Consider the following 17,271-nt stretch of genomic DNA (forward strand, 5'->3'; position numbering starts at 1 on the left):
ATAGCGCGGATCGAGTCCGGGCATTTGTCACTGACCCTGGAGCCCGCCAACCTGCATGAGTTGTTGGCGTCGGTCGCACGCGTATTCGAGGGGCTGGCCCGAGCCAAGGGGTTGGCACTGCAGGTTGAGCTGGACCCGTTGATTGACCAGGCGGTGCTGGTCGACCCGCTGCGATTCAAGCAGGTGGTCTCGAATCTGCTGAGCAATGCCATCAAGTTCACTCCCCATGGGCAGGTCAGTTTGGTCGCGCAGGCGGTGGTCGAGGGCGATCGCTTGGCCGTGCAGTTATGGGTGCAAGATACCGGCATCGGAATCAGCGTCACCGACCAGCAGCGGTTGTTCAGTGTGTTCATCCAGGGCAGCAATAACCAGCAATCGGCACGCAGCGGGTCTGGGCTGGGGTTGGTGATCAGCCGCAGCCTGTGCGAAATGATGGGCGGCCAATTGCACTTGAGTAGTGTGTTGGGGCACGGCACTCGGGTGGACGTGACGTTGACCCTGGTCATGACCGCCACGCTGCCAGCCCCGATTGAGCCTGTGCAAGAGGCGGCGCCTGAGGGGCGCGCGCTGAGCATTCTGGTGGTGGACGACTACCCGGCCAACCGCTTGCTGCTGGCCCGACAGTTGAGCTTTCTGGGCCACCGTATCATCACGGCCGAAGACGGTGTCCAAGGGCTTGAACAGTGGCGAACGGGGCAGTTCGACGGCGTCATTACCGATTGCAATATGCCGTTCAAGAACGGCTATCAGTTGGCCCAGGAGATTCGCGCACAGGAGCGTGAGCGGGGTCTGGGGCCCTGCCTGTTACTCGGGTTCACCGCCAACGCCCAGCCGGAGGAAGCCGAGCGCTGTCGGCAGGCTGGCATGGATGGCTGCCTGTTCAAGCCCACCGGGCTGGACGACTTGCGGGCGGCATTGGCGTCGCGTTCAGTTGGCACGAGCCCGCGACCCTTGGTTACCTTCAACTTGAGCACCCTGGTTGCGCTGACCGGGGATGATCATGCCGCGCTGGTCGAATTGCTGGCGCCGTTACTCGAAAGCCTGGAGGCGGATCGTGCCTTGCTGCCACGGCTGGCAAGCCAGGCAGACTTTGCCAAGTTGCACGACCTGGCTCATCGTGCCAAGGGAGGCGCGCGGATGGTCAAGGCCAACCCATTGATCAGTGTATGTGAGGCATTGGAGGCGGCGTGTGAACAGCGGGACCGTCAGGCATTGGGACCAGCGGTTGAAAGCGTGGGTGAGGCGATCGATGTTTTGCATCATGGCTTAAGCGCTTATTGCAATCAGCCCTGACTGTGGTTGATCGCCTTTCGGAGGATTTGGGAAAGTTCTTACATGAACGGGGAATAAGCCTGATTTTTTCGTCGGCATATGTCTGGAAAATGGGCGACGCTCACTGTCGAGCACTGCCTGCCCAGGGGTTTGCCATGCCGAACAAAGCATTGACCATCCTGATTGCCGATGAACAGCATCTGCAACGCCTGTACATCGAGAAAATGCTCAACCAGTTGGGCTATTACCGGATCGTGCCGGTGCAAACGTTCGAGGAGTTACGGATTCTCACCGCTATTCCTGCCGACCCATTCGATGTGCTGATTATCAATGCGGCGCTGATGGCCCAGGCTTACGAAGCTCAGCCTCAGGTGCGTCATGTGCTGGTCTACGATCACCTGGATCTGGGTGCGCCTTGCGGTGTAACGCCGGTAATACGGGTGCGCCTGCCGGGCGTGCCGGACAACGTCAATCTTGAACATTTCATGGGCATCGTCGACCCCTCGGAGGTCTTCCACGACCTGCGAGTGTTGCCGTGGCTGCGGGAGTTATCCCGCATGCCGGTGGCCAGGGCCTAGCCGCGTCCCTTAGGGAGCTTGCCCCCGCTGGGGCGCGAAGCGGACCCGCTTTTTGTCTAAAATGACGGGGCCTGCACCCCGTCCAGCGAGAGCAAGCTCCCTGCCGGATTTTAGTTTTCACCGATCAGTCGGCTTTGCGGTGTTCCCGCAACCGCTCGGCGGCACTGCGTAACAACTGCTCGGTCCCGTTCCAACCCAGGCAACCATCGGTCACCGAAACGCCGTATTTCATCGACGCGCTCAGCGGCTGGCAGCCTTCGAACAGGTGACTTTCAAGCATCATGCCGACCAGCGAGGTATCACCTTGCAGGCGCTGCTCCAGCACGTCATTGAATACCGCCGGTTGGCGCAGCGGGTTCTTGCCGCTGTTGGCATGGCTGCAATCGACCATGATCCGTGCCGTCACCTTGGACTTGGCCAGGTCGTGCTTTACGCCGGCCACGCTTTGCGCATCGTAGTTGGGCCCACGGTGGCCGCCGCGCAGCACCAAGTGGGTGTCGGGGTTGCCGGGAGTCTGGATGATCGCCGGGTGGCCCTGGCTGTCCACGCCGAAATGGCGATGCGGGTGAGAGGCTGAGCGCATCGCATCACAAGCAATGGCGACGCCACCGTCGGTGCCGTTCTTGAAGCCCACGGGCATGCCCAGGCCGCTGGCCATTTCGCGGTGAATCTGCGATTCGGTAGTGCGTGCGCCAATGGCGACCCAAGTGAGCAGGTCATCGAAGTAGCCGGCGGCCATGGGTTGCAGCAACTCGGTGGCCACCGGCAGGCCCAGGCGCAGCATTTCACGCATCAGTTCGCGGGACAGGGTCAGGCCGGCGGCCATGTCATCGCTGCCGTCCAAGTGTGGATCGTAGGCCAAGCCTTTCCAGCCCACAGTGGTGCGCGGTTTCTCGACGTAGGCACGGATCACCAGCAGCATCTGGTCGCTGACTTCAAGCGCGAGCTTCTTCAGATTGCGCGCGTATTCCATGGCCGATTCCGGGTCGTGGATAGAGCACGGGCCGACAATCACCAGCAAGCGTGAGTCTTCGCCATTGAGGATGGCGCGCACGGCTTGGCGATGGGCGTGGACTTGTTCGTTGAGGAACGGGCTGAGCGGGAGTTGGTGCTTGAGTTCAAGAGCGCTGGGCAAACGCTGGGTCAAGGCTTCATTGGCGCTGTTGAGGGTAGAGACGGGCAAAGCGGCGACGGAGGAGTTCATATTCAAGGCTTCCTGGGCAAGCGGCGGGCGATTCCCGCACGCTTGGCCTACTGGGGTGTTCGACAATTGGCCGTATCGGCTACGTGTGTTGGCTTGCCACCACGGGGTGACCGGTCGGAGGCGGCAGGCTGTCCCGAACGGAGCTGGCTAAATCGCCATGCAGTGCAAGTGTCGTAGCGGTAATAGGTGGCGTAGTTCATGGTGTGATTCCTTTAAGTGAGCGTGAAAAACAAGTTATCAGGCGCTGAAAAAACAAAACCCCCGGTCGGGGAGCCGACCGGGGGTTTAGATTTCTCTGGTAGGCGACCCCTTGAGTAGTGGGCGCCGATTTCAGGTATCAGGCGCGCCAGTGGCTAAACCAATACCCAAAATAAAAGCCGGCCAGTGCGCTCGAACCGTTCACACGGATAGCCGACACCGAGCGCAAGGCGCTGGCAGCAGGGCAAACCTGAGTGTGGGTGAGTGGCAACATGGGGCTCTCCAAATGATGGGGGGAGCTTACTAGAGGCGTGCGGGTGGATTCAATCAGTAATTTCTATTGCGTGGTAGTACTTACCGCTATGGGCATAGGTATCTACACAACTTTGCTGCGACGCTGGACCTGTGGCGAGGGAGCTTGCTCCCGTGACGGCCTGACAGCCGGCGCTGACCTGGCTGAGGCACCGCGATCCAAATGTGGGAGCTGGCTTGCCTGCGAAGACGGCCTGACAGTCAACACAGTTGGACCGTGTACATATCCATTCCTGCGGTAACGGCGATACCTATGCCGCTATGGGGTAAGTGTGGATATGCTGACGGCTCTCAAACAATGATTGCCAGGACGCGACCATGACTGCCTTGACCCTTGCTGCGGCGCAAACCGTTTCCATCCCGGGCGATATCGCTGCCAATATCCAGCGGCACCTGGCGTTGATGCGGGCCGCGGCTGAACAGGGCGTGCAATGCCTGGTGTTTCCAGAACTGTCACTGACAGGCTACGAGCCGTTCCTGGCGGTCGACCTGGCCATCGACCCGCAAGACGCCGTGTTGGCGCCCCTGCGTGAGCTGGCGCGGGAGCTGCGGTTGATGGCTGTGGTGGGCATGCCGGTGCGCTTGGCGCCAAAAACAGGTGTGCTGATCGGCGCGCTGGTGCTTGAGGCGGACGGTTCAGTAGGCGTCTACACCAAGCAGCATCTGCACCCCGGCGAAGAGCTGGCATTTGCTGCGGGGCAGGGCGGCGAGCCTCTGGAATTGGCAGAGGAGCGCATCGCGCTGGCGGTGTGTGCGGACTTTTCCCAGGCCAGCCATCCACGCCAAGCGGCGGCAGCGGGCGCCACGGTGTATGCCGCAAGCGTACTGATCAGCGAGGCAGGCTACGCGGCGGACAGTGTTTTGCTTGAAGGCTATGCGTCCCAGCATGGCCTGTTGGTACTGATGGCTAACCATGGTGGCCCGTCCGGAGGCTGGGCTTGTGCGGGCCGCAGTGCAATTTGGACCGCCGATGGCAACTTGCTTGTTGCCGCCCCCGGTGTCGGCGACGCGCTGGTGATCGCCCGTCGCGATGGCGGGCAGTGGACCGGCCAAGTGGTAGCCCTCTGAATGAGGTTTCATTTGCGCCGGGCCATCGAGCAGGACCTGCCGTTTGCCCGCACCCTGACCCAGCAGGCCATGAGCCATTACTACCGTCAGAACGGTTTGTTGTGGTCCAACGACGGCTTCGACGTGGCCTGGGCGGGCCGCGAGAACTGGCTGATCTGCAACGATGATGGTGTCATGGGCTTTATCAGCCTGAGCCGCGACGGCAAGGCCCTGTATATCCGCGAGCTGCACCTGCTGGAATGCTGCCGCAAGCAGGGCGCGGGCACATGGGTGCTGGAGCAAATGGCGCTCAAGGCACGCGTCGAGGGCCTGGGCTTTCTACGTTTGACGGTGTTCAAGACCAACCCGGCAAGAAGGCTGTATCAGCGCCTGGGGTTGAGCATTGTCGGTGAAGAGGATGGCTTCTGGCGGATGGAGCGTGAGTGTCGCGCACTCACATCGGACTAAAACAGGCACGTCCTACAAATAAGCGCATACTGCTGTCAGCTAGTGCTTTGTTCATCGTGGGATTGAGCTTCAGGTTTATCCACGATAACGCCCTCTTTCATGCCCAGAAGTACCGCCACTTTATGGGCTTCTCCACGCCTTCCCTTTTTTCGCCCGGCGAGCACTTGATAGGTGGTTGCCGGGTCTACGCCATGCTCCCGGGCGAATGCTTGAACTGACTTTCCTTGATGTTCCAGCCAGGCCTTGGCTTGTGCAGCAGTACGGATTCCGGGCATAGTTCAAAACCGTTCAAGTTTGTTTAACGAAGTGATGGTGTGACACCTCTTGGGGTGTGCCAATTTAGGATCATACATCCAAATGAGTGGAATCGGTTCGCGCTTAAGGCAAGAAAGAGAGCGACTTGGCCTGTCGCAGAAAGTTTTTGGAGAGATTGGAGGCGTTGAAGCGAACGCCCAAGGCAAATATGAAAGCGGTGGTCGCGCACCCAAGGCCGACTATTTGTCTCGCGTCGCCGAAAAAGGAGTGGATATCCTGTACGTATTGACCGGCAGCCCAACGCCGATCCAGCTGGATAACCTGAGCAAGATCGAAGAAAAAGTGTTGGGCAATTACCGAGCGATGTTCAAGGAAGACCAGGACGCAATCCGTCGCTTGACCAGTACCTTGGCTGAGCATTCATCCGTGGTGAACGGAAAAGCCAAGTCTCACCCCCAGGATTCCTGACCTTTAGCCCAGGAAACAGTGCTGTTCGCCAGCCGGCGAACAGCCGCAGCACGTTGAATCTCTATATATATGACACTTGCAACTAGGTCTGCGCCTTGGTTTTTTGCTAAGGTGTTCAGCAACCTATAAGACCATATCGCGAGGTGTCTGCTTGATTAGGGTGCTAGTAGTCGATGACCATGATCTCGTTCGTACAGGCATTACACGAATGCTGGCTGACATCGACGGCCTGCAAGTAGTCGGCCAGGCGGAGTCGGGGGAGGAATCCCTGATCAAGGCCCGGGAGTTGAAGCCCGATGTGGTACTGATGGACGTCAAGATGCCTGGGATTGGCGGTCTTGGTGCCACGACCAAGTTATTGCGCAGCCATCCGGACATCAAGGTCGTGGTGGTCACGGTGTGCGAGGAAGACCCATTTCCCACCCGTTTACTGCAAGCCGGTGCCGCCGGCTACCTCACCAAGGGCGCAGGCCTGGCCGAGATGGTGCAAGCCATTCGCCTGGTATTTGCCGGCCAGCGTTACATCAGCCCGCAGATTGCCCAGCAATTGGCGATCAAGTCGTTCCAGCCCACCAGCGATTCGCCATTTGATGCGCTGTCGGAGCGGGAAATCCAGATCGCCCTGATGATCGTCGGTTGCCAGAAGGTGCAGACCATCTCTGACAAGCTGTGTCTGTCGCCCAAGACCGTCAATACCTACCGTTATCGTATCTTCGAGAAGCTTGCCATCAGCAGTGATGTTGAATTGACCCTGCTCGCAGTGCGCCACGGCATGGTGGACGCTAGCGCCTGACATGACCACACCGTTTGATCCGAGTGCCTTTCTCTCCACCTGCAGTGGCCGCCCCGGCGTGTACCGCATGTTCGACAGCGAGGCGCGTCTACTTTACGTGGGCAAAGCCAAGAACCTGAAGAACCGTCTGGCGAGCTACTTTCGCAAGACCGGCCTTGCGCCGAAAACCGCCGCCCTGGTGGCGCGTATCGCCCAGGTCGAAACCACCATCACCGCCAATGAAACCGAGGCGCTGCTGCTTGAGCAGACGCTGATCAAGGAATGGCGGCCGCCTTACAACATCCTGCTGCGTGATGATAAATCCTACCCTTACGTTTTTTTATCGGATGGCAACTTTCCGCGCCTGAGCATTCACCGCGGGGCAAAAAAGCAGAAGGGCAAGTACTTCGGGCCTTATCCCAGCGCCGGGGCGATTCGTGAAAGCCTGAGCCTGCTGCAAAAAACCTTTTTTGTGCGTCAATGCGAAGACAGCTTCTACAAGAACCGCACCCGGCCGTGCCTGCAATACCAGATCAAGCGCTGCAAGGCGCCCTGCGTGGGCCTGGTGGAACCTTCGGAGTACGCCGAGGATGTGCGCCATTCGGTGATGTTCCTCGAAGGGCGCAGCAACGCACTCACCGATGAGCTGTCCGGGGCCATGGAGCAGGCCGCCAGTACCCTGGATTTCGAAAAGGCTGCCGAACTGCGCGACCAGATCTCCCTGCTGCGCCGTGTCCAGGACCAGCAAAGCATGGAAGGCGGCACCGGTGACGTCGACGTGATCGCCGCGTTCGTCAACCCGGGCGGCGCCTGTGTGCACCTGATCAGCGTACGAGGCGGGCGGGTATTAGGCAGCAAGAACTTCTTCCCGCAGACCGGTATCGACGAAGACGTGGCAGAGGTCATGGCCGCGTTCCTTGGCCAGTACTACGTCAGCAGCCCTGAGCGCGACCTGCCGTCTGAACTGATCGTCAACGTGGTGCACGAAGACTTCCCCACCTTGATCGAGGCCATCCACGAGCTGCGCGGCCGCGAGCTGGACATCAGCCACCGCGTACGCGGCACCCGTGCTCGCTGGCAGCAACTGGCCGTCACCAACGCTGAACAGGCCCTGGGTGCACGCCTGGCCAATCGACAGCACGTTGCCGCACGCTTCGACGCCCTGGCCGAGGTCCTAAACCTGGATGAGCCGCCCCAGCGCCTGGAGTGCTACGACATCAGCCACTCCAGCGGTGAGGCCACGGTGGCCTCCTGCGTGGTATTCGGACCGGAAGGGCCGATCAAGGCCGACTACCGGCGCTACAACATCGAAGGCGTTACCGCAGGCGATGACTACGCCGCCATGCACCAGGCGCTCACGCGGCGATTCAGCAAGTTGAAGGACGGGGAGGGCAAGTTGCCCGATATCCTGCTGGTAGACGGGGGCAAGGGCCAGTTATCCATGGCCCGTGACGTGCTCAACGAACTGGCGGTGCCCGACCTGATCCTGCTCGGTGTGGCCAAGGGCACCACGCGCAAGGCCGGTTTCGAGACGTTGTACTTGAATGATGCCGCCCATGAGTTCACGTTGAAGGGCGACTCACCCGCACTGCACCTGATTCAACAAATTCGCGACGAAGCGCACCGTTTCGCCATTACCGGCCACCGCGCCCGCCGTGGCAAAACCCGGCGAACCTCAACCCTGGAAGGGGTTGCGGGGGTTGGCCCGACGCGGCGTCGCGACTTGCTTAAACATTTTGGTGGCTTGCAGGAGCTCTCCCGTGCCAGCATTGACGAAATAGCCAAAGCACCCGGTATCAGTAAAAAGCTCGCTGAATTGATTTATGCCAATCTGCATAGCGAATAGAATGCCTTCTCACCTCGTAGCCAGTTGTGCCGATGAATATCCCTAATCTGATCACCGTTCTACGCGTCCTGCTTATCCCGATTTTCATATTGTTGTTCTATTTGCCGTATGAATGGAGCTACGTCGCCTCCAGTTCGGTATTCGCCTTCGCAGCCGCCACCGACTGGCTCGACGGCTACCTGGCGCGTCGCCTGGAACAGAGCACGCCCTTCGGCGCGTTCCTCGACCCCGTGGCCGACAAACTCATGGTCGCCGTCGCCCTGGTGCTGCTAGTGCAGGAACACGGCAACCTGTGGCTGACCCTCCCGGCCGCCGTCATCATCGGCCGCGAAATCGTCGTCTCGGCACTGCGCGAATGGATGGCCGAAATCGGCGCGCGCGCCCACGTCGCCGTTTCCAACATGGGCAAATGGAAGACGGCCGCGCAGATGCTCGCGCTGGTGATCCTGCTGGCCAACCCGTCGGACTTCTCGTTCTGGGTGCTCACGGGCTACGCCTTGCTGCTGGTCGCGGCCGGCCTGACCCTGTGGTCCATGCTGCAATATCTGCGTGCGGCCTGGCCCCATCTGCGAACCACCGTTGAAAAGAAATAAAACTTTTTTGAATCAAGGGGTTGACGGGTGCTGAGGATTCTATAGAATGCGCATCACCAAGCGGGAATAGCTCAGTTGGTAGAGCACGACCTTGCCAAGGTCGGGGTCGCGAGTTCGAGTCTCGTTTCCCGCTCCAAGCATTAATGAAAAAGCCACTCTAACGAGTGGCTTTTTTTTGCTTGTGATTTACGGAATAGACGCTTAGGCGTCTTTTTTGTTTGTGCGCACAACCGTAGGGGACGCGCTCAAGTTCGTATGTTACCAGATCCGCTCAGTTCGCCTGGGTCGCCAGGCCAACTACTGTTCGCTCAACTTCCCGATGCGCCTCGACGCCTTGGGAGGGTGTCACTTCTGGCACCGATAATCCTGAGTAACGGTGGTTTCCAGGCAGTGGAATTGCCCCATCGTGTGGCACACGGATTTTTGCGCGCCTGCGCGCTCAGCGCGCGCGTAGTTCCAAAACTGGCAGCGCCCCGTGGCAATCGCCAACCCTTGGGACTCCCGGATCTGCGCGTACTCAAACGGCGTCCGTACGTAGAAGAGTTGCACAAGGCCGTCGGACGGGTTGCCGCCGGTGGCCTCCCAATATTTCGGCGTTGCGCAGCCTGCAAAGAGCGGTAGGGCGATGGCGACGATGATGGATTTCATTGTCGAGGACGATCCTTCATGGAAATGACATTTGTCAGGTGTTTTTTTGTTAGCCAGCCTTAGCGTAGGTCGCCTTAAGGCGGCCCAAATTTGACCGACTGGCAGCCACTGGACAGCAGCAACTCGCCTTCATCGGCTTCAAACCCGACAATCTTTCTGTCCTGATCGACGATGATGGAAAGGATGCAGCGATTCGGGTTATTGACGGTTGCCCAATAGTTGGTGTGCACCATCACGTTGCCCTGCCTTTCCGCGCTTTGTGCCACCACCTCATTGCTGTTGTAGGACGTGTCGCGGTACCACTGCATCACCACATGCTGGTCGTCCGCGGTGCGGTCCATTTTTTTGGGTGGACCAAAGAAATTGATGGCGTCCTGCGCCGGGCGGCCTTTCCATTGGCTGCGCGCGTACATTTCCGGGACGGTGTCAAAACTGACGCAGCCGGTCTGCAGCAGTACGAGGGCCAAGGCCAATGCGCCTGTGTATTTCATGTTGATCACTCATTATTCAAGCGTGCCGGTTGGCGCCGGAGGTCATTTTTTCTCAGGTGCGCCCAAGAGGAAATTGAGGTCGCGCATCACGTCCTCGGTGCTGCTCTTCTTGGACTCAATGCGGATCGGCTGATTACCCGGCAACTGATTGAATAGGCCTTGCTGCGTGATCGCTACCAGTTGTGCGTTGTCGATGGAGCCAACGCCCATTGGCATCATGGCGTTGGACTTGCGTTTGCCTGGTGCGCAGGCGAAGTCATAGCCATGCTCCAGCCAGCTCTTGGGCACCGGCACCCAGCGTTTAGGCGCCGGCAGCACCGTGGTGGCCCCGGCGCGCAGGTAGGCGGTGGCCGAGTTCACCCTGAGCTGTCGTTGCGCGCATTGCAGCTCCAGCGTGTAGCTCACGTAGTTGGGGCTGTTGGGACTTTCGAACACCTGCACGACCGTCAGCTGTGTGTTTTGCGGGTCTTGTTGTGTGGCTTTTACCGACTGTGCATCGGCGAAGAACAGGTCTCTGTTAGGCGTGTCGCCGGTGCCAAAGATCATCCACCAATCGGTGGCCAGCGCGGGGGCTGCGCTTAGCGATAAGAGGGCGAAGGTCGAACCTGCGAGCAGGCGCTTTCGCAAACCGAGGGTGATGTTGTTGTACATGGTCAATCGACTCCTGTCGTGGACGCTGGGAGGGCCAAGGCTCAATCAAATGAGCGAGTGGGCACATCCTAGGCAGTGTCATCCGTGGGCTTCAATAACGTGGGCGCAATCAGGACGCGTCCTGCGAACCCATGCGCTGGGTCTGTAGGAGGTGTCTTTCAATGGCGTTGTGGGGGCGGTATCACGGTAGTGAAAACGCTCCAGAAATTGGAGGGTGGCACGCCGACGTCCATCCACATAGCCGGTGCGTGCGATGCCCGCACCGGTTGTCAGGGTTACTTCGTGCAGGTCAGGCGCGAGTACTTCGGCGGCTCAAGCAGGATGCCTGGAGTCATGACCGTCGAGCAGTTGAACACACGGCCCTTGGCGGTCGTGGCTTTGAAGTTCAGTTCAGCGCCGCCCAGGAAGTCCTCCTTGCTCTTGGTGACCGGGCCCATGGTCAGCTCATCCGTAGAGGCCAAGCCAATCGCCTCTGCTGTGACTTTGTGTATCTGCAATACGTTGGGATTGGTGGTGCAGCCGGCCAGCAGGCTGGTCAGTGCGAGCAGGAGGAGGGCGGTTGAGGTCTTGGTCATGGGTGTGGCTCCTTGCGAGTGGCGGCGACCAGAAATTGTGCGCCGTGCCGCCTGTGGGAATAATGAGGGGACAGAGATTTTCCCTACGGCGGCGGAGTCTAGGAGTGCGTAGTGGGACCCACAATCACCTGGAGGAAATCGAGACGGAAGCTACGGTGGAGCATGTTGGGGCTGACGGAAATCGGCTACAACAACCCAAGCGGTTATCCGGCTCTGCCACGCCGCATGACGCGCCCAATGCTCACCCGAATGAACTATGCGCCATGGGAACTGGAACCGGTGAACGCGGCGTTTATACTCAGTGAACCCGCAGTGTGAAAGAGGCAAAAAAACACATGGAGCTACACAAGGAGCAAGGAATGGGCTACGGGCAGGGGAAAGAAGCGCGCACAGGGCGACGATCAACGACGCTTCGCGCTGCCAGCGCGGAATGTTCCGGCGTGCGTCTGCGGGTAGTGCTGTCGGAGTGCAAGATCGCGCCAATGGATTTCGCGCTATTTCTGAAGATCAGCCCCCAGCGGCTGACCAATTGGTTTTCTCGTGGTATCCCGCACTCGCAGCTCGATAAGTTAGCCAGGCTGTTGAGCGTTAATGCACAGTGGCTGGAAACAGGGGCTGGCGAGAAATTCCCGGCGACAAGCGAGTAGCGAAGCCCTGCGCGAGCACATGGCAGAGAGCCCTCGACAGGCTGGGGCTCAAGGTCTGGTGGTTGATTGAGTTACGACGCGACGGTTCGCAATATCAGGTGGGTCGCCGTAGCGGCGATGCTCTGCGCGCACATCGCCCCAATCACCGCAGATGTGCCGGCGCACATAGGGCAGCGGGTCGAGCAGATCCTGCCGGATCAGGGCGTCCACACAGCGGGAAATGGTCAGGCCACCGAAGGGGAATCGAGGCTGGAGGGTGACGAAGGCGGGCATGGGGAGATGCAGATCCTCCACGGCGATGGGGCTTCAGCAGGCATGCTCTAGCTGGGTAGAAAAGTCCATCGCGAGGGTGTTAGTGACTGGCTGCCGGCTAGATGTCCAACCCGCAGGTACTTCCATCGTTCGCTGACCCATGACGGCATCACTTTTTATGGGTGAGGGTGTTCGCCTCGCTGGTTTCCCTGACCGCAAACATCAGGCAGCGCACTGCTTCACGATCCTGTTCCGACAAGCAACGGTAGTAGTGGACCAGGCGCTCTTCCTCTCGGTTGAGCTGTCGGGGCCGCAGGGCTGTACCGATGGCGGTACGTAATGAGGGAAAAAATGAGGTATTTAGCATGATCCAAGTTCTTCATGAGGTGAATGGAGACGCGGGCTTCTTGCCCAGAACAACTGAATACATAACGTTTATTGTAGAAAAGGGCTCGTCATTTTTCGTGACTGCTGAGTTTTTCAGAAGGGGCTGTCGGAAGGGCTTGGCAACGATGTAGGAGTGATCTTTCAAACCCGGTTGAATGAAGGTGCGATTGAGCGGAGAGCCCGCCAAACTGGCCTCCATGGTCAGATTGGCGGTGGGGAGGTGCGAATCTGTCAGAAACGGGACACCTCCTTGAAGGCGCAGGTCAAATAGCGCATCGCCACCCGGTCGGTTTCCGACAGCGTGCGGAAGTGTTCAATCAAACGTGCTTCTTCATCCGTGAGGATGCGCAGCCGGCGTCTTTGCCAGAATACAAAAAACAGATGTGAAACCCCTTTACTTGACAGCATGAACTTCGTCCTATGTTGCGAAAAGCCAGCTGATTATGTCGGGTAGCTCGACCCTGCCTGGGTAGTCTGATCAAATAAATGACGGGGCATTTGAGGTGAGTGTAGAAACCTGTTTTGAACTGTGTGAAATATTTTTCTATAGGTGGTTTTGCTGTCAAAAGTCGGGTGTGACTCCGACCTAGACGCGTTCTGTTGACTACGCTTGATGGCCCTAGTCGTTACTGCACAAGAGGAAATGAAGAGAGCCCCGGAAACGGGGCTCGAAGAGGACAGCGATCAGGTATCGAGCAGCGGTAAACTCTCCAGCGGCTCGGCACCGGGATCAAAAATAAGAGTCGGTGTGAACTCAAGTATGCGATGAGTACGACAAACCCGATCGGCGATCTGGGGGGCACTAACGTCTTCGCAACATACTGCGTGTTCGGCTTGTTATGTGCATCACCTCTGCATGCAGCACTTGGCCGTGTTCGCCTATAACACGACGATCTTAGCTACTGCCCATTCCATCAAGAGAAAGCGCCCGATGGGCCACGCTCAACGCCCCATCGTGTTACCTAGCTGCTGGAAAGCACCGCCGACGGATGGAACATTGCCCGACGGAGCCTTGGCCGGGTCACGGCAATCCTGCGGTCTGCTCCCGGCCACGCTGAAGACCGAACGATAGCGTAGATACCCGACGGTCTTGAATTTAGGGATGTTCAACTCGGTCCTGGTATACAGGTAGAAACCGGCGAGCGAGTCATGTACATACTTGTCGAACAGCACGGTACTGGCTTCAGGCACTGGCGTTCGGTTCAGCACTAGCTCCGCCAGGTTGCGAGTTTCGGTAGGTAGGCGAGCGTAATTGTTCGCCGCCATTGATGGATGGGGGGTGGGCTCAAGTATCAACTGTCCGGTCCTGCGCGCCACCTCAATGCGCTTCAGCGTTGCCTGGTGCGCAAGCCATTCTTTACGATCCTGCGCAAGCTTGGCTACCAACTGGCTGAAGTCGCGGTGGGCGTTATTTAGATCATAGAGATCCTCGGCGTCGCACTGCTTATAGAATGGCTGCTGTTTCAGGTTCTCAGGTCCCTTCCAGAAACGTTTACCCTTCCAGGCCACGTACTGTTGGGAATGCTTGCGGATCTGCTGCGCATGTGGGCCAGCTTCGATAGTATGATCTTTCAACCACGTATTGTAGTCGCGGATCAACTGAGGATGACAACCGAAGTGCTTAGCCTCTATCGGATCTTGTCTGATCTCTTCGATGGTCATGAGCAGTACACCTGCCTTAATCGCCTCGTGGTGCATGTCGATCAACGGGATCTGCGACAGCTTAGCCGTACCATCCGCCTTGCTATCCACAAAGTCCTTTCCCTGTCCTCCCGGCGAGTAGCCTCCGCCCACATCCGAATGCATCCCAGGATATAGTCTCTCCTCGCCGCTTGTGGCGAGGTCCAGCGGGAAATTGATGCGCTGCTCGTGCAGGGCCGCAAAATGCACGGATTGTTTTGCCTCCGGGTGAACACTCATCAATGCGCCCGATGCCCAGTTCCACTTGCCATCCGACACCCTGCTCATTGATGCCAAGCCAACTGAGGCGACGGTGTCGAAGATGCCGAGGAAGTTAACGTACAGGGGAACTCCCGCGATATTGTGTCCGCAGCCGCTGCCCCATGCGTCGGTGAATGCATACAGACGGTGTAAAAAGGCGCGCGCCTGCGCCGCGCCGCGCGAAAATCCAAATACGGATACGTGGACTGATTTTATGTGCTTCGGTCTACCCTTCACCACTTCTTCCAATTGGGCGGCCCGTCTTTCAAACTTGACCTTGCGGATCACGCTCTCAACTGGCGCAAAAATAAACATTTCTTTAACGGCGGTCTCCATCTGATCGCGGTGAATCAGTTGATCATCAGCGACGTATTGGTGAATCGAGTTAAAGACTTGGAGGATAGCCCAGTTGATTCGTTCTGCGCCGTACCTGGCGGCTGCGCCGCCAAGCATGTCGCCTTCTTCGCTAGAGTCACCAATGTCTGAAAATGGAGTTCCAACTCCCGGGATATAGTAATTGAACGTGCCACTTGACTCTTCCTGTAACCTTACATCGTATAATCGTGCGACGTTGCTATGTCCGTTCCGCTCACGCTGTGTCTTTTTACTGCGACGTTTCCCGTGTACATAGGTGCCAGCCCAATCCTTGTTGTTGCCAGTGCCGTCAAAAAAAATATTGACATGTACTTGTCCTTGACATTCTGAACCTTTCTCACGTCGGCAGGCCAACGCCTTGGCCCTCCGCTGGGCCTGTGGTCCTGTGAGCGATCGAAAACCACTTGCCGGCATTGATTGCGCACCGGTAGCTGTACGAGCGTTCATGATTTTCTCCCCTGATTTCGCCACTCATCTCTGATCGGATCCTCACCTTCGTTCAAACCTGCTTCAGGGCCTGTTAAAGGGTAATCCGGATGCCCAAGAGAAAGTGATGTCACAAAGATTTTCACGTCTCCGTTGCGCAAAAAGTGGACTGCCATCCGTGAAGCCCTCGCGTCGTATTCTGGAACGGCCACTACCTTTTGCTTAAAATTTTCCAAATCGGTGGTCCATTCAATCGCGACCTCATAGCCAGGGTGCCACCTGTCGGGTATTGACGTACAGCAACTGGTACTGCCACCGCCCCGGTGAGCGCGAATGAAACTTTCCCCTCCACCCCCATCCAGAACAAACTGAACGATCGTGGTATCCGTATGGTTATAGCCGACCACACCCACAGAACTCATTTTTGAACCTGGCCTGCAAGCCACTGCCGTCAGGCTCAGGAGAAACAAAAGACCAAGCAGCCAGAGCCAGATTGGTTTCAGACGCATTCCCACTTCTCCATTTTTGTTGTGATAGCTCTGCACGAGTGCACCAGCCTTTCATGATGTGCAATCTTGGCCTCGTTATGCTGGCAGCATGAGCGCCTGCACCTCGTAATGTCTTCTCGATTAGGTTCTAGCTGTGGCGCTTTGGGCAATTTGTGCAAGCCATCTTCCGGCAGGCACCCAGAATGGCGCGTTAAGACTCTTTGCATTGCATGTCCTGTAGGTCATTAACGCCGTCGGGCGCCTTTGCCGAAGAGGTCTCCCACAAAGGTGTACCACTCAGCCAAACATCCTCTGACAGGCTCAATGCCCAGTCGGAGAACGACAGATCACAGTCATCACTTTTGCCGGCAAGACGCTCCCGCACCGCCGGGTGGTTCCGGCATCCGCCCGAGGTGTACAGCGCCAGCAAAAGGTACTGCACATGGTCATCGACCTGATCTACGCCATGCGCGACGGTGTCCTGCATGTGAAGGGCTACGAACGGGTGCAGCACGTGATATGGAAGCCTGCGCATCTCATCAGGAATCACTCGTCGTAGTTGCGCGATTGCCACGTCGGGCTCGCAGGCATCGAGCAACCGGGCGTACTGCGTTTCATCCAATTGAAGCGGTGGCAGAGCAGGGAGACCTTCCAGAGGTACGTCCATGAGCAACCATTCCTGTCGCTCACCGAAGCGGTCGTAGTAATGGAGCTGTTGCACGTGATCCAGAAATACGGCCCGTTGCGCTGGCGTCATCAATGACAGCAGCTCGGGAAGAACACGGGTGTCGTACCAGCGCAGCAGCATTTCGCGGCCACCTTTCTCCGGTACCTTGACGAGATGGAATACGTGGAAATGCTGTGCAAGCGTCTCTAGGTCCAGGGCGCTCCACCAAAAACTAACGGCCGGCTTAGTACTTCCTAAGGCTTCTATTTCCGCCACCAGCTTCGGCAGCGGCGTAGTCTCGGGATACTCGACGAGCAGCGGCGCGATATCCTTCAGGCTGGCCTCCGCATGCCCTTCGAACAGCGAGCGGTAAGGCACGCCCAGCCTGGCCAGCCGCTCATGGAAACGGGGTCGTTGTGCGCTGTCGATGATGGCATAACGTCGTATCACACCAATACCCCCGGAGTACCTTGGCGCATGGCATCCAGAATACAGCTCTTGCAACTGCTGCGCGGGAACTGAGGAAATGCGAAAAACTGTTGTGTTGGGCCGGTGAACGATTTCTTGCTGGCATACACCTTGATCGTCCCCGGACAGGCAAACGTAATGTTGCCGCCTTCCATCGTCAGGCTGGCGCCCCCATCCACCGCTAGATGGAGTGTTGTCCCCGCCGCCATTTCCGCCTCCGCATCGATCGAGATGATCTTCAG

General features: G+C 58.2%; 22 protein-coding genes and 1 tRNA gene. 10 read left to right on the forward strand and 13 right to left on the reverse strand.

Annotation, left to right across the window (positions count from 1 at the left end; all coding sequences use genetic code 11):
- A partial coding sequence (locus APH41_RS24750) for an ATP-binding protein (protein ID WP_156359090.1) occupies positions 1-1,293 on the forward strand: 1,293 nt, incomplete at its 5' end.
- A 134-nt stretch (positions 1,294-1,427) separates the two neighbouring features.
- Positions 1,428-1,850, forward strand: coding sequence for a hypothetical protein (locus tag APH41_RS24755; protein WP_054922070.1), 423 nt, complete (start codon positions 1,428-1,430; stop codon positions 1,848-1,850).
- A gap of 124 nt (positions 1,851-1,974) precedes the next feature.
- Here the strand turns inward: APH41_RS24755 and APH41_RS24760 are convergent, their stop codons facing one another.
- Positions 1,975-3,054 carry a 3-deoxy-7-phosphoheptulonate synthase gene (locus tag APH41_RS24760; RefSeq protein ID WP_054922073.1) on the reverse strand — a complete coding sequence of 360 codons (1,080 nt, stop codon included), beginning with the start codon at positions 3,052-3,054 and terminating at the stop codon, positions 1,975-1,977.
- An 828-nt stretch (positions 3,055-3,882) separates the two neighbouring features.
- Between APH41_RS24760 and APH41_RS24765 the strand changes: the two genes are divergently transcribed.
- Both APH41_RS24765 and APH41_RS24770 read left to right on the forward strand, forming a co-directional pair.
- Entirely contained in the window at positions 3,883-4,632 is a 750-nt protein-coding gene (locus APH41_RS24765) for a carbon-nitrogen hydrolase family protein (protein WP_054922075.1), read from the forward strand.
- Positions 4,633-5,079: a GNAT family N-acetyltransferase gene (locus APH41_RS24770; protein WP_054922078.1), complete on the forward strand. Its 447-nt coding sequence runs from the start codon at positions 4,633-4,635 to the stop codon at positions 5,077-5,079.
- Between the two features lie 35 nt (positions 5,080-5,114).
- Here the strand turns inward: APH41_RS24770 and APH41_RS28560 are convergent, their stop codons facing one another.
- On the reverse strand, positions 5,115-5,354 hold the full coding sequence (locus APH41_RS28560) for a DNA-binding protein (RefSeq protein WP_082423322.1): 240 nt from the start codon (positions 5,352-5,354) through the stop codon (positions 5,115-5,117).
- Between the two features lie 82 nt (positions 5,355-5,436).
- Between APH41_RS28560 and APH41_RS24775 the strand changes: the two genes are divergently transcribed.
- The 5 genes from APH41_RS24775 (at position 5,437) to APH41_RS24795 (ending at position 9,149) form a co-directional block, all read left to right on the forward strand.
- Entirely contained in the window at positions 5,437-5,802 is a 366-nt protein-coding gene (locus APH41_RS24775; protein ID WP_054895748.1) for a helix-turn-helix domain-containing protein, read from the forward strand.
- 151 nt (positions 5,803-5,953) lie between these two features.
- Positions 5,954-6,595, forward strand: coding sequence for a UvrY/SirA/GacA family response regulator transcription factor (uvrY, locus tag APH41_RS24780; protein WP_003190387.1), 642 nt, complete (start codon positions 5,954-5,956; stop codon positions 6,593-6,595).
- 1 nt (position 6,596) lies between these two features.
- A complete protein-coding gene (gene uvrC / locus APH41_RS24785; RefSeq protein ID WP_019821446.1) occupies positions 6,597-8,420 on the forward strand; it encodes an excinuclease ABC subunit UvrC in 1,824 nt (607 codons plus the stop codon).
- A gap of 32 nt (positions 8,421-8,452) precedes the next feature.
- Entirely contained in the window at positions 8,453-9,013 is a 561-nt protein-coding gene (pgsA, locus tag APH41_RS24790; protein ID WP_003190391.1) for a CDP-diacylglycerol--glycerol-3-phosphate 3-phosphatidyltransferase, read from the forward strand.
- A 60-nt stretch (positions 9,014-9,073) separates the two neighbouring features.
- Positions 9,074-9,149, forward strand: a tRNA-Gly gene (locus tag APH41_RS24795).
- A gap of 209 nt (positions 9,150-9,358) precedes the next feature.
- On the opposite strand, the gene yecR is transcribed toward APH41_RS24795, so the two are convergent.
- From yecR to APH41_RS24815, 4 genes are all read right to left on the reverse strand, one after another.
- Complete coding sequence (gene yecR, locus APH41_RS24800) at positions 9,359-9,661, reverse strand: YecR family lipoprotein (protein ID WP_054922080.1); 303 nt, start codon at positions 9,659-9,661, stop codon at positions 9,359-9,361.
- Positions 9,662-9,735: 74 nt separating this feature from the next.
- Entirely contained in the window at positions 9,736-10,152 is a 417-nt protein-coding gene (locus APH41_RS24805; protein WP_054922082.1) for a hypothetical protein, read from the reverse strand.
- A 42-nt stretch (positions 10,153-10,194) separates the two neighbouring features.
- Positions 10,195-10,803 carry a hypothetical protein gene (locus APH41_RS24810; RefSeq protein ID WP_054895744.1) on the reverse strand — a complete coding sequence of 203 codons (609 nt, stop codon included), beginning with the start codon at positions 10,801-10,803 and terminating at the stop codon, positions 10,195-10,197.
- Between the two features lie 275 nt (positions 10,804-11,078).
- Positions 11,079-11,378 carry a hypothetical protein gene (locus tag APH41_RS24815; protein WP_054922084.1) on the reverse strand — a complete coding sequence of 100 codons (300 nt, stop codon included), beginning with the start codon at positions 11,376-11,378 and terminating at the stop codon, positions 11,079-11,081.
- A 359-nt stretch (positions 11,379-11,737) separates the two neighbouring features.
- Here APH41_RS24815 and APH41_RS24820 point away from each other — a divergent pair, with 359 nt between their 5' ends.
- Positions 11,738-12,025, forward strand: coding sequence for a hypothetical protein (locus APH41_RS24820; protein ID WP_072448728.1), 288 nt, complete (start codon positions 11,738-11,740; stop codon positions 12,023-12,025).
- Between the two features lie 48 nt (positions 12,026-12,073).
- Here APH41_RS24820 and APH41_RS29515 read toward each other — a convergent pair whose 3' ends face one another.
- From APH41_RS29515 to APH41_RS24850, 7 genes are all read right to left on the reverse strand, one after another.
- The gene (locus APH41_RS29515) at positions 12,074-12,298 is read right to left on the reverse strand and encodes a hypothetical protein (protein WP_232241649.1); all 225 of its coding nucleotides are present in this window, start codon (positions 12,296-12,298) and stop codon (positions 12,074-12,076) included.
- Between the two features lie 148 nt (positions 12,299-12,446).
- Positions 12,447-12,644: a hypothetical protein gene (locus tag APH41_RS24830; protein ID WP_054922092.1), complete on the reverse strand. Its 198-nt coding sequence runs from the start codon at positions 12,642-12,644 to the stop codon at positions 12,447-12,449.
- 251 nt (positions 12,645-12,895) lie between these two features.
- A complete protein-coding gene (locus tag APH41_RS29140) occupies positions 12,896-13,072 on the reverse strand; it encodes a hypothetical protein (protein WP_172415513.1) in 177 nt (58 codons plus the stop codon).
- A 534-nt stretch (positions 13,073-13,606) separates the two neighbouring features.
- Positions 13,607-15,427, reverse strand: a complete 1,821-nt coding sequence (locus APH41_RS24835; protein WP_218187871.1) for a phospholipase effector Tle1 domain-containing protein — start codon at positions 15,425-15,427, stop codon at positions 13,607-13,609.
- Positions 15,424-15,915, reverse strand: a complete 492-nt coding sequence (locus tag APH41_RS28570) for a DUF3304 domain-containing protein (RefSeq protein ID WP_072448726.1) — start codon at positions 15,913-15,915, stop codon at positions 15,424-15,426. Before APH41_RS28570 ends, APH41_RS24835 begins: the two co-directional genes overlap by 4 nt.
- A 190-nt stretch (positions 15,916-16,105) precedes the next feature.
- A complete protein-coding gene (locus APH41_RS24845; protein ID WP_202889068.1) occupies positions 16,106-17,011 on the reverse strand; it encodes a DUF4123 domain-containing protein in 906 nt (301 codons plus the stop codon).
- On the reverse strand, positions 17,008-17,271 hold a 264-nt coding region (locus APH41_RS24850; protein ID WP_156359091.1), incomplete at its 5' end, for a DUF2345 domain-containing protein. The genes APH41_RS24845 and APH41_RS24850, both read right to left, overlap by 4 nt.

This window comes from Pseudomonas sp. NBRC 111138, assembly GCF_001320835.1.
Lineage (GTDB): Bacteria > Pseudomonadota > Gammaproteobacteria > Pseudomonadales > Pseudomonadaceae > Aquipseudomonas > Aquipseudomonas paracarnis.

Bases quoted from the DNA above. Each gene is read 5' to 3' on its own strand.
- APH41_RS24755 (WP_054922070.1), top strand. From the start codon at position 1,428: ATGCCGAACAAAGCATTGACCATCCTGATTGCCGATGAACAGCATCTG.
- APH41_RS24760 (WP_054922073.1), bottom strand. From the start codon at position 3,054: ATGAACTCCTCCGTCGCCGCTTTGCCCGTCTCTACCCTCAACAGCGCC.
- APH41_RS24765 (WP_054922075.1), top strand. From the start codon at position 3,883: ATGACTGCCTTGACCCTTGCTGCGGCGCAAACCGTTTCCATCCCGGGC.
- APH41_RS24770 (WP_054922078.1), top strand. From the start codon at position 4,633: ATGAGGTTTCATTTGCGCCGGGCCATCGAGCAGGACCTGCCGTTTGCC.
- APH41_RS28560 (WP_082423322.1), bottom strand. From the start codon at position 5,354: ATGCCCGGAATCCGTACTGCTGCACAAGCCAAGGCCTGGCTGGAACAT.
- APH41_RS24775 (WP_054895748.1), top strand. From the start codon at position 5,437: ATGAGTGGAATCGGTTCGCGCTTAAGGCAAGAAAGAGAGCGACTTGGC.
- uvrC (WP_019821446.1), top strand. From the start codon at position 6,597: ATGACCACACCGTTTGATCCGAGTGCCTTTCTCTCCACCTGCAGTGGC.
- pgsA (WP_003190391.1), top strand. From the start codon at position 8,453: ATGAATATCCCTAATCTGATCACCGTTCTACGCGTCCTGCTTATCCCG.
- yecR (WP_054922080.1), bottom strand. From the start codon at position 9,661: ATGAAATCCATCATCGTCGCCATCGCCCTACCGCTCTTTGCAGGCTGC.
- APH41_RS24805 (WP_054922082.1), bottom strand. From the start codon at position 10,152: ATGAAATACACAGGCGCATTGGCCTTGGCCCTCGTACTGCTGCAGACC.
- APH41_RS24810 (WP_054895744.1), bottom strand. From the start codon at position 10,803: ATGTACAACAACATCACCCTCGGTTTGCGAAAGCGCCTGCTCGCAGGT.
- APH41_RS24815 (WP_054922084.1), bottom strand. From the start codon at position 11,378: ATGACCAAGACCTCAACCGCCCTCCTCCTGCTCGCACTGACCAGCCTG.
- APH41_RS24820 (WP_072448728.1), top strand. From the start codon at position 11,738: ATGGGCTACGGGCAGGGGAAAGAAGCGCGCACAGGGCGACGATCAACG.
- APH41_RS29515 (WP_232241649.1), bottom strand. From the start codon at position 12,298: ATGCCCGCCTTCGTCACCCTCCAGCCTCGATTCCCCTTCGGTGGCCTG.
- APH41_RS24830 (WP_054922092.1), bottom strand. From the start codon at position 12,644: ATGCTAAATACCTCATTTTTTCCCTCATTACGTACCGCCATCGGTACA.
- APH41_RS29140 (WP_172415513.1), bottom strand. From the start codon at position 13,072: ATGCTGTCAAGTAAAGGGGTTTCACATCTGTTTTTTGTATTCTGGCAA.
- APH41_RS24835 (WP_218187871.1), bottom strand. From the start codon at position 15,427: ATGAACGCTCGTACAGCTACCGGTGCGCAATCAATGCCGGCAAGTGGT.
- APH41_RS28570 (WP_072448726.1), bottom strand. From the start codon at position 15,915: ATGCGTCTGAAACCAATCTGGCTCTGGCTGCTTGGTCTTTTGTTTCTC.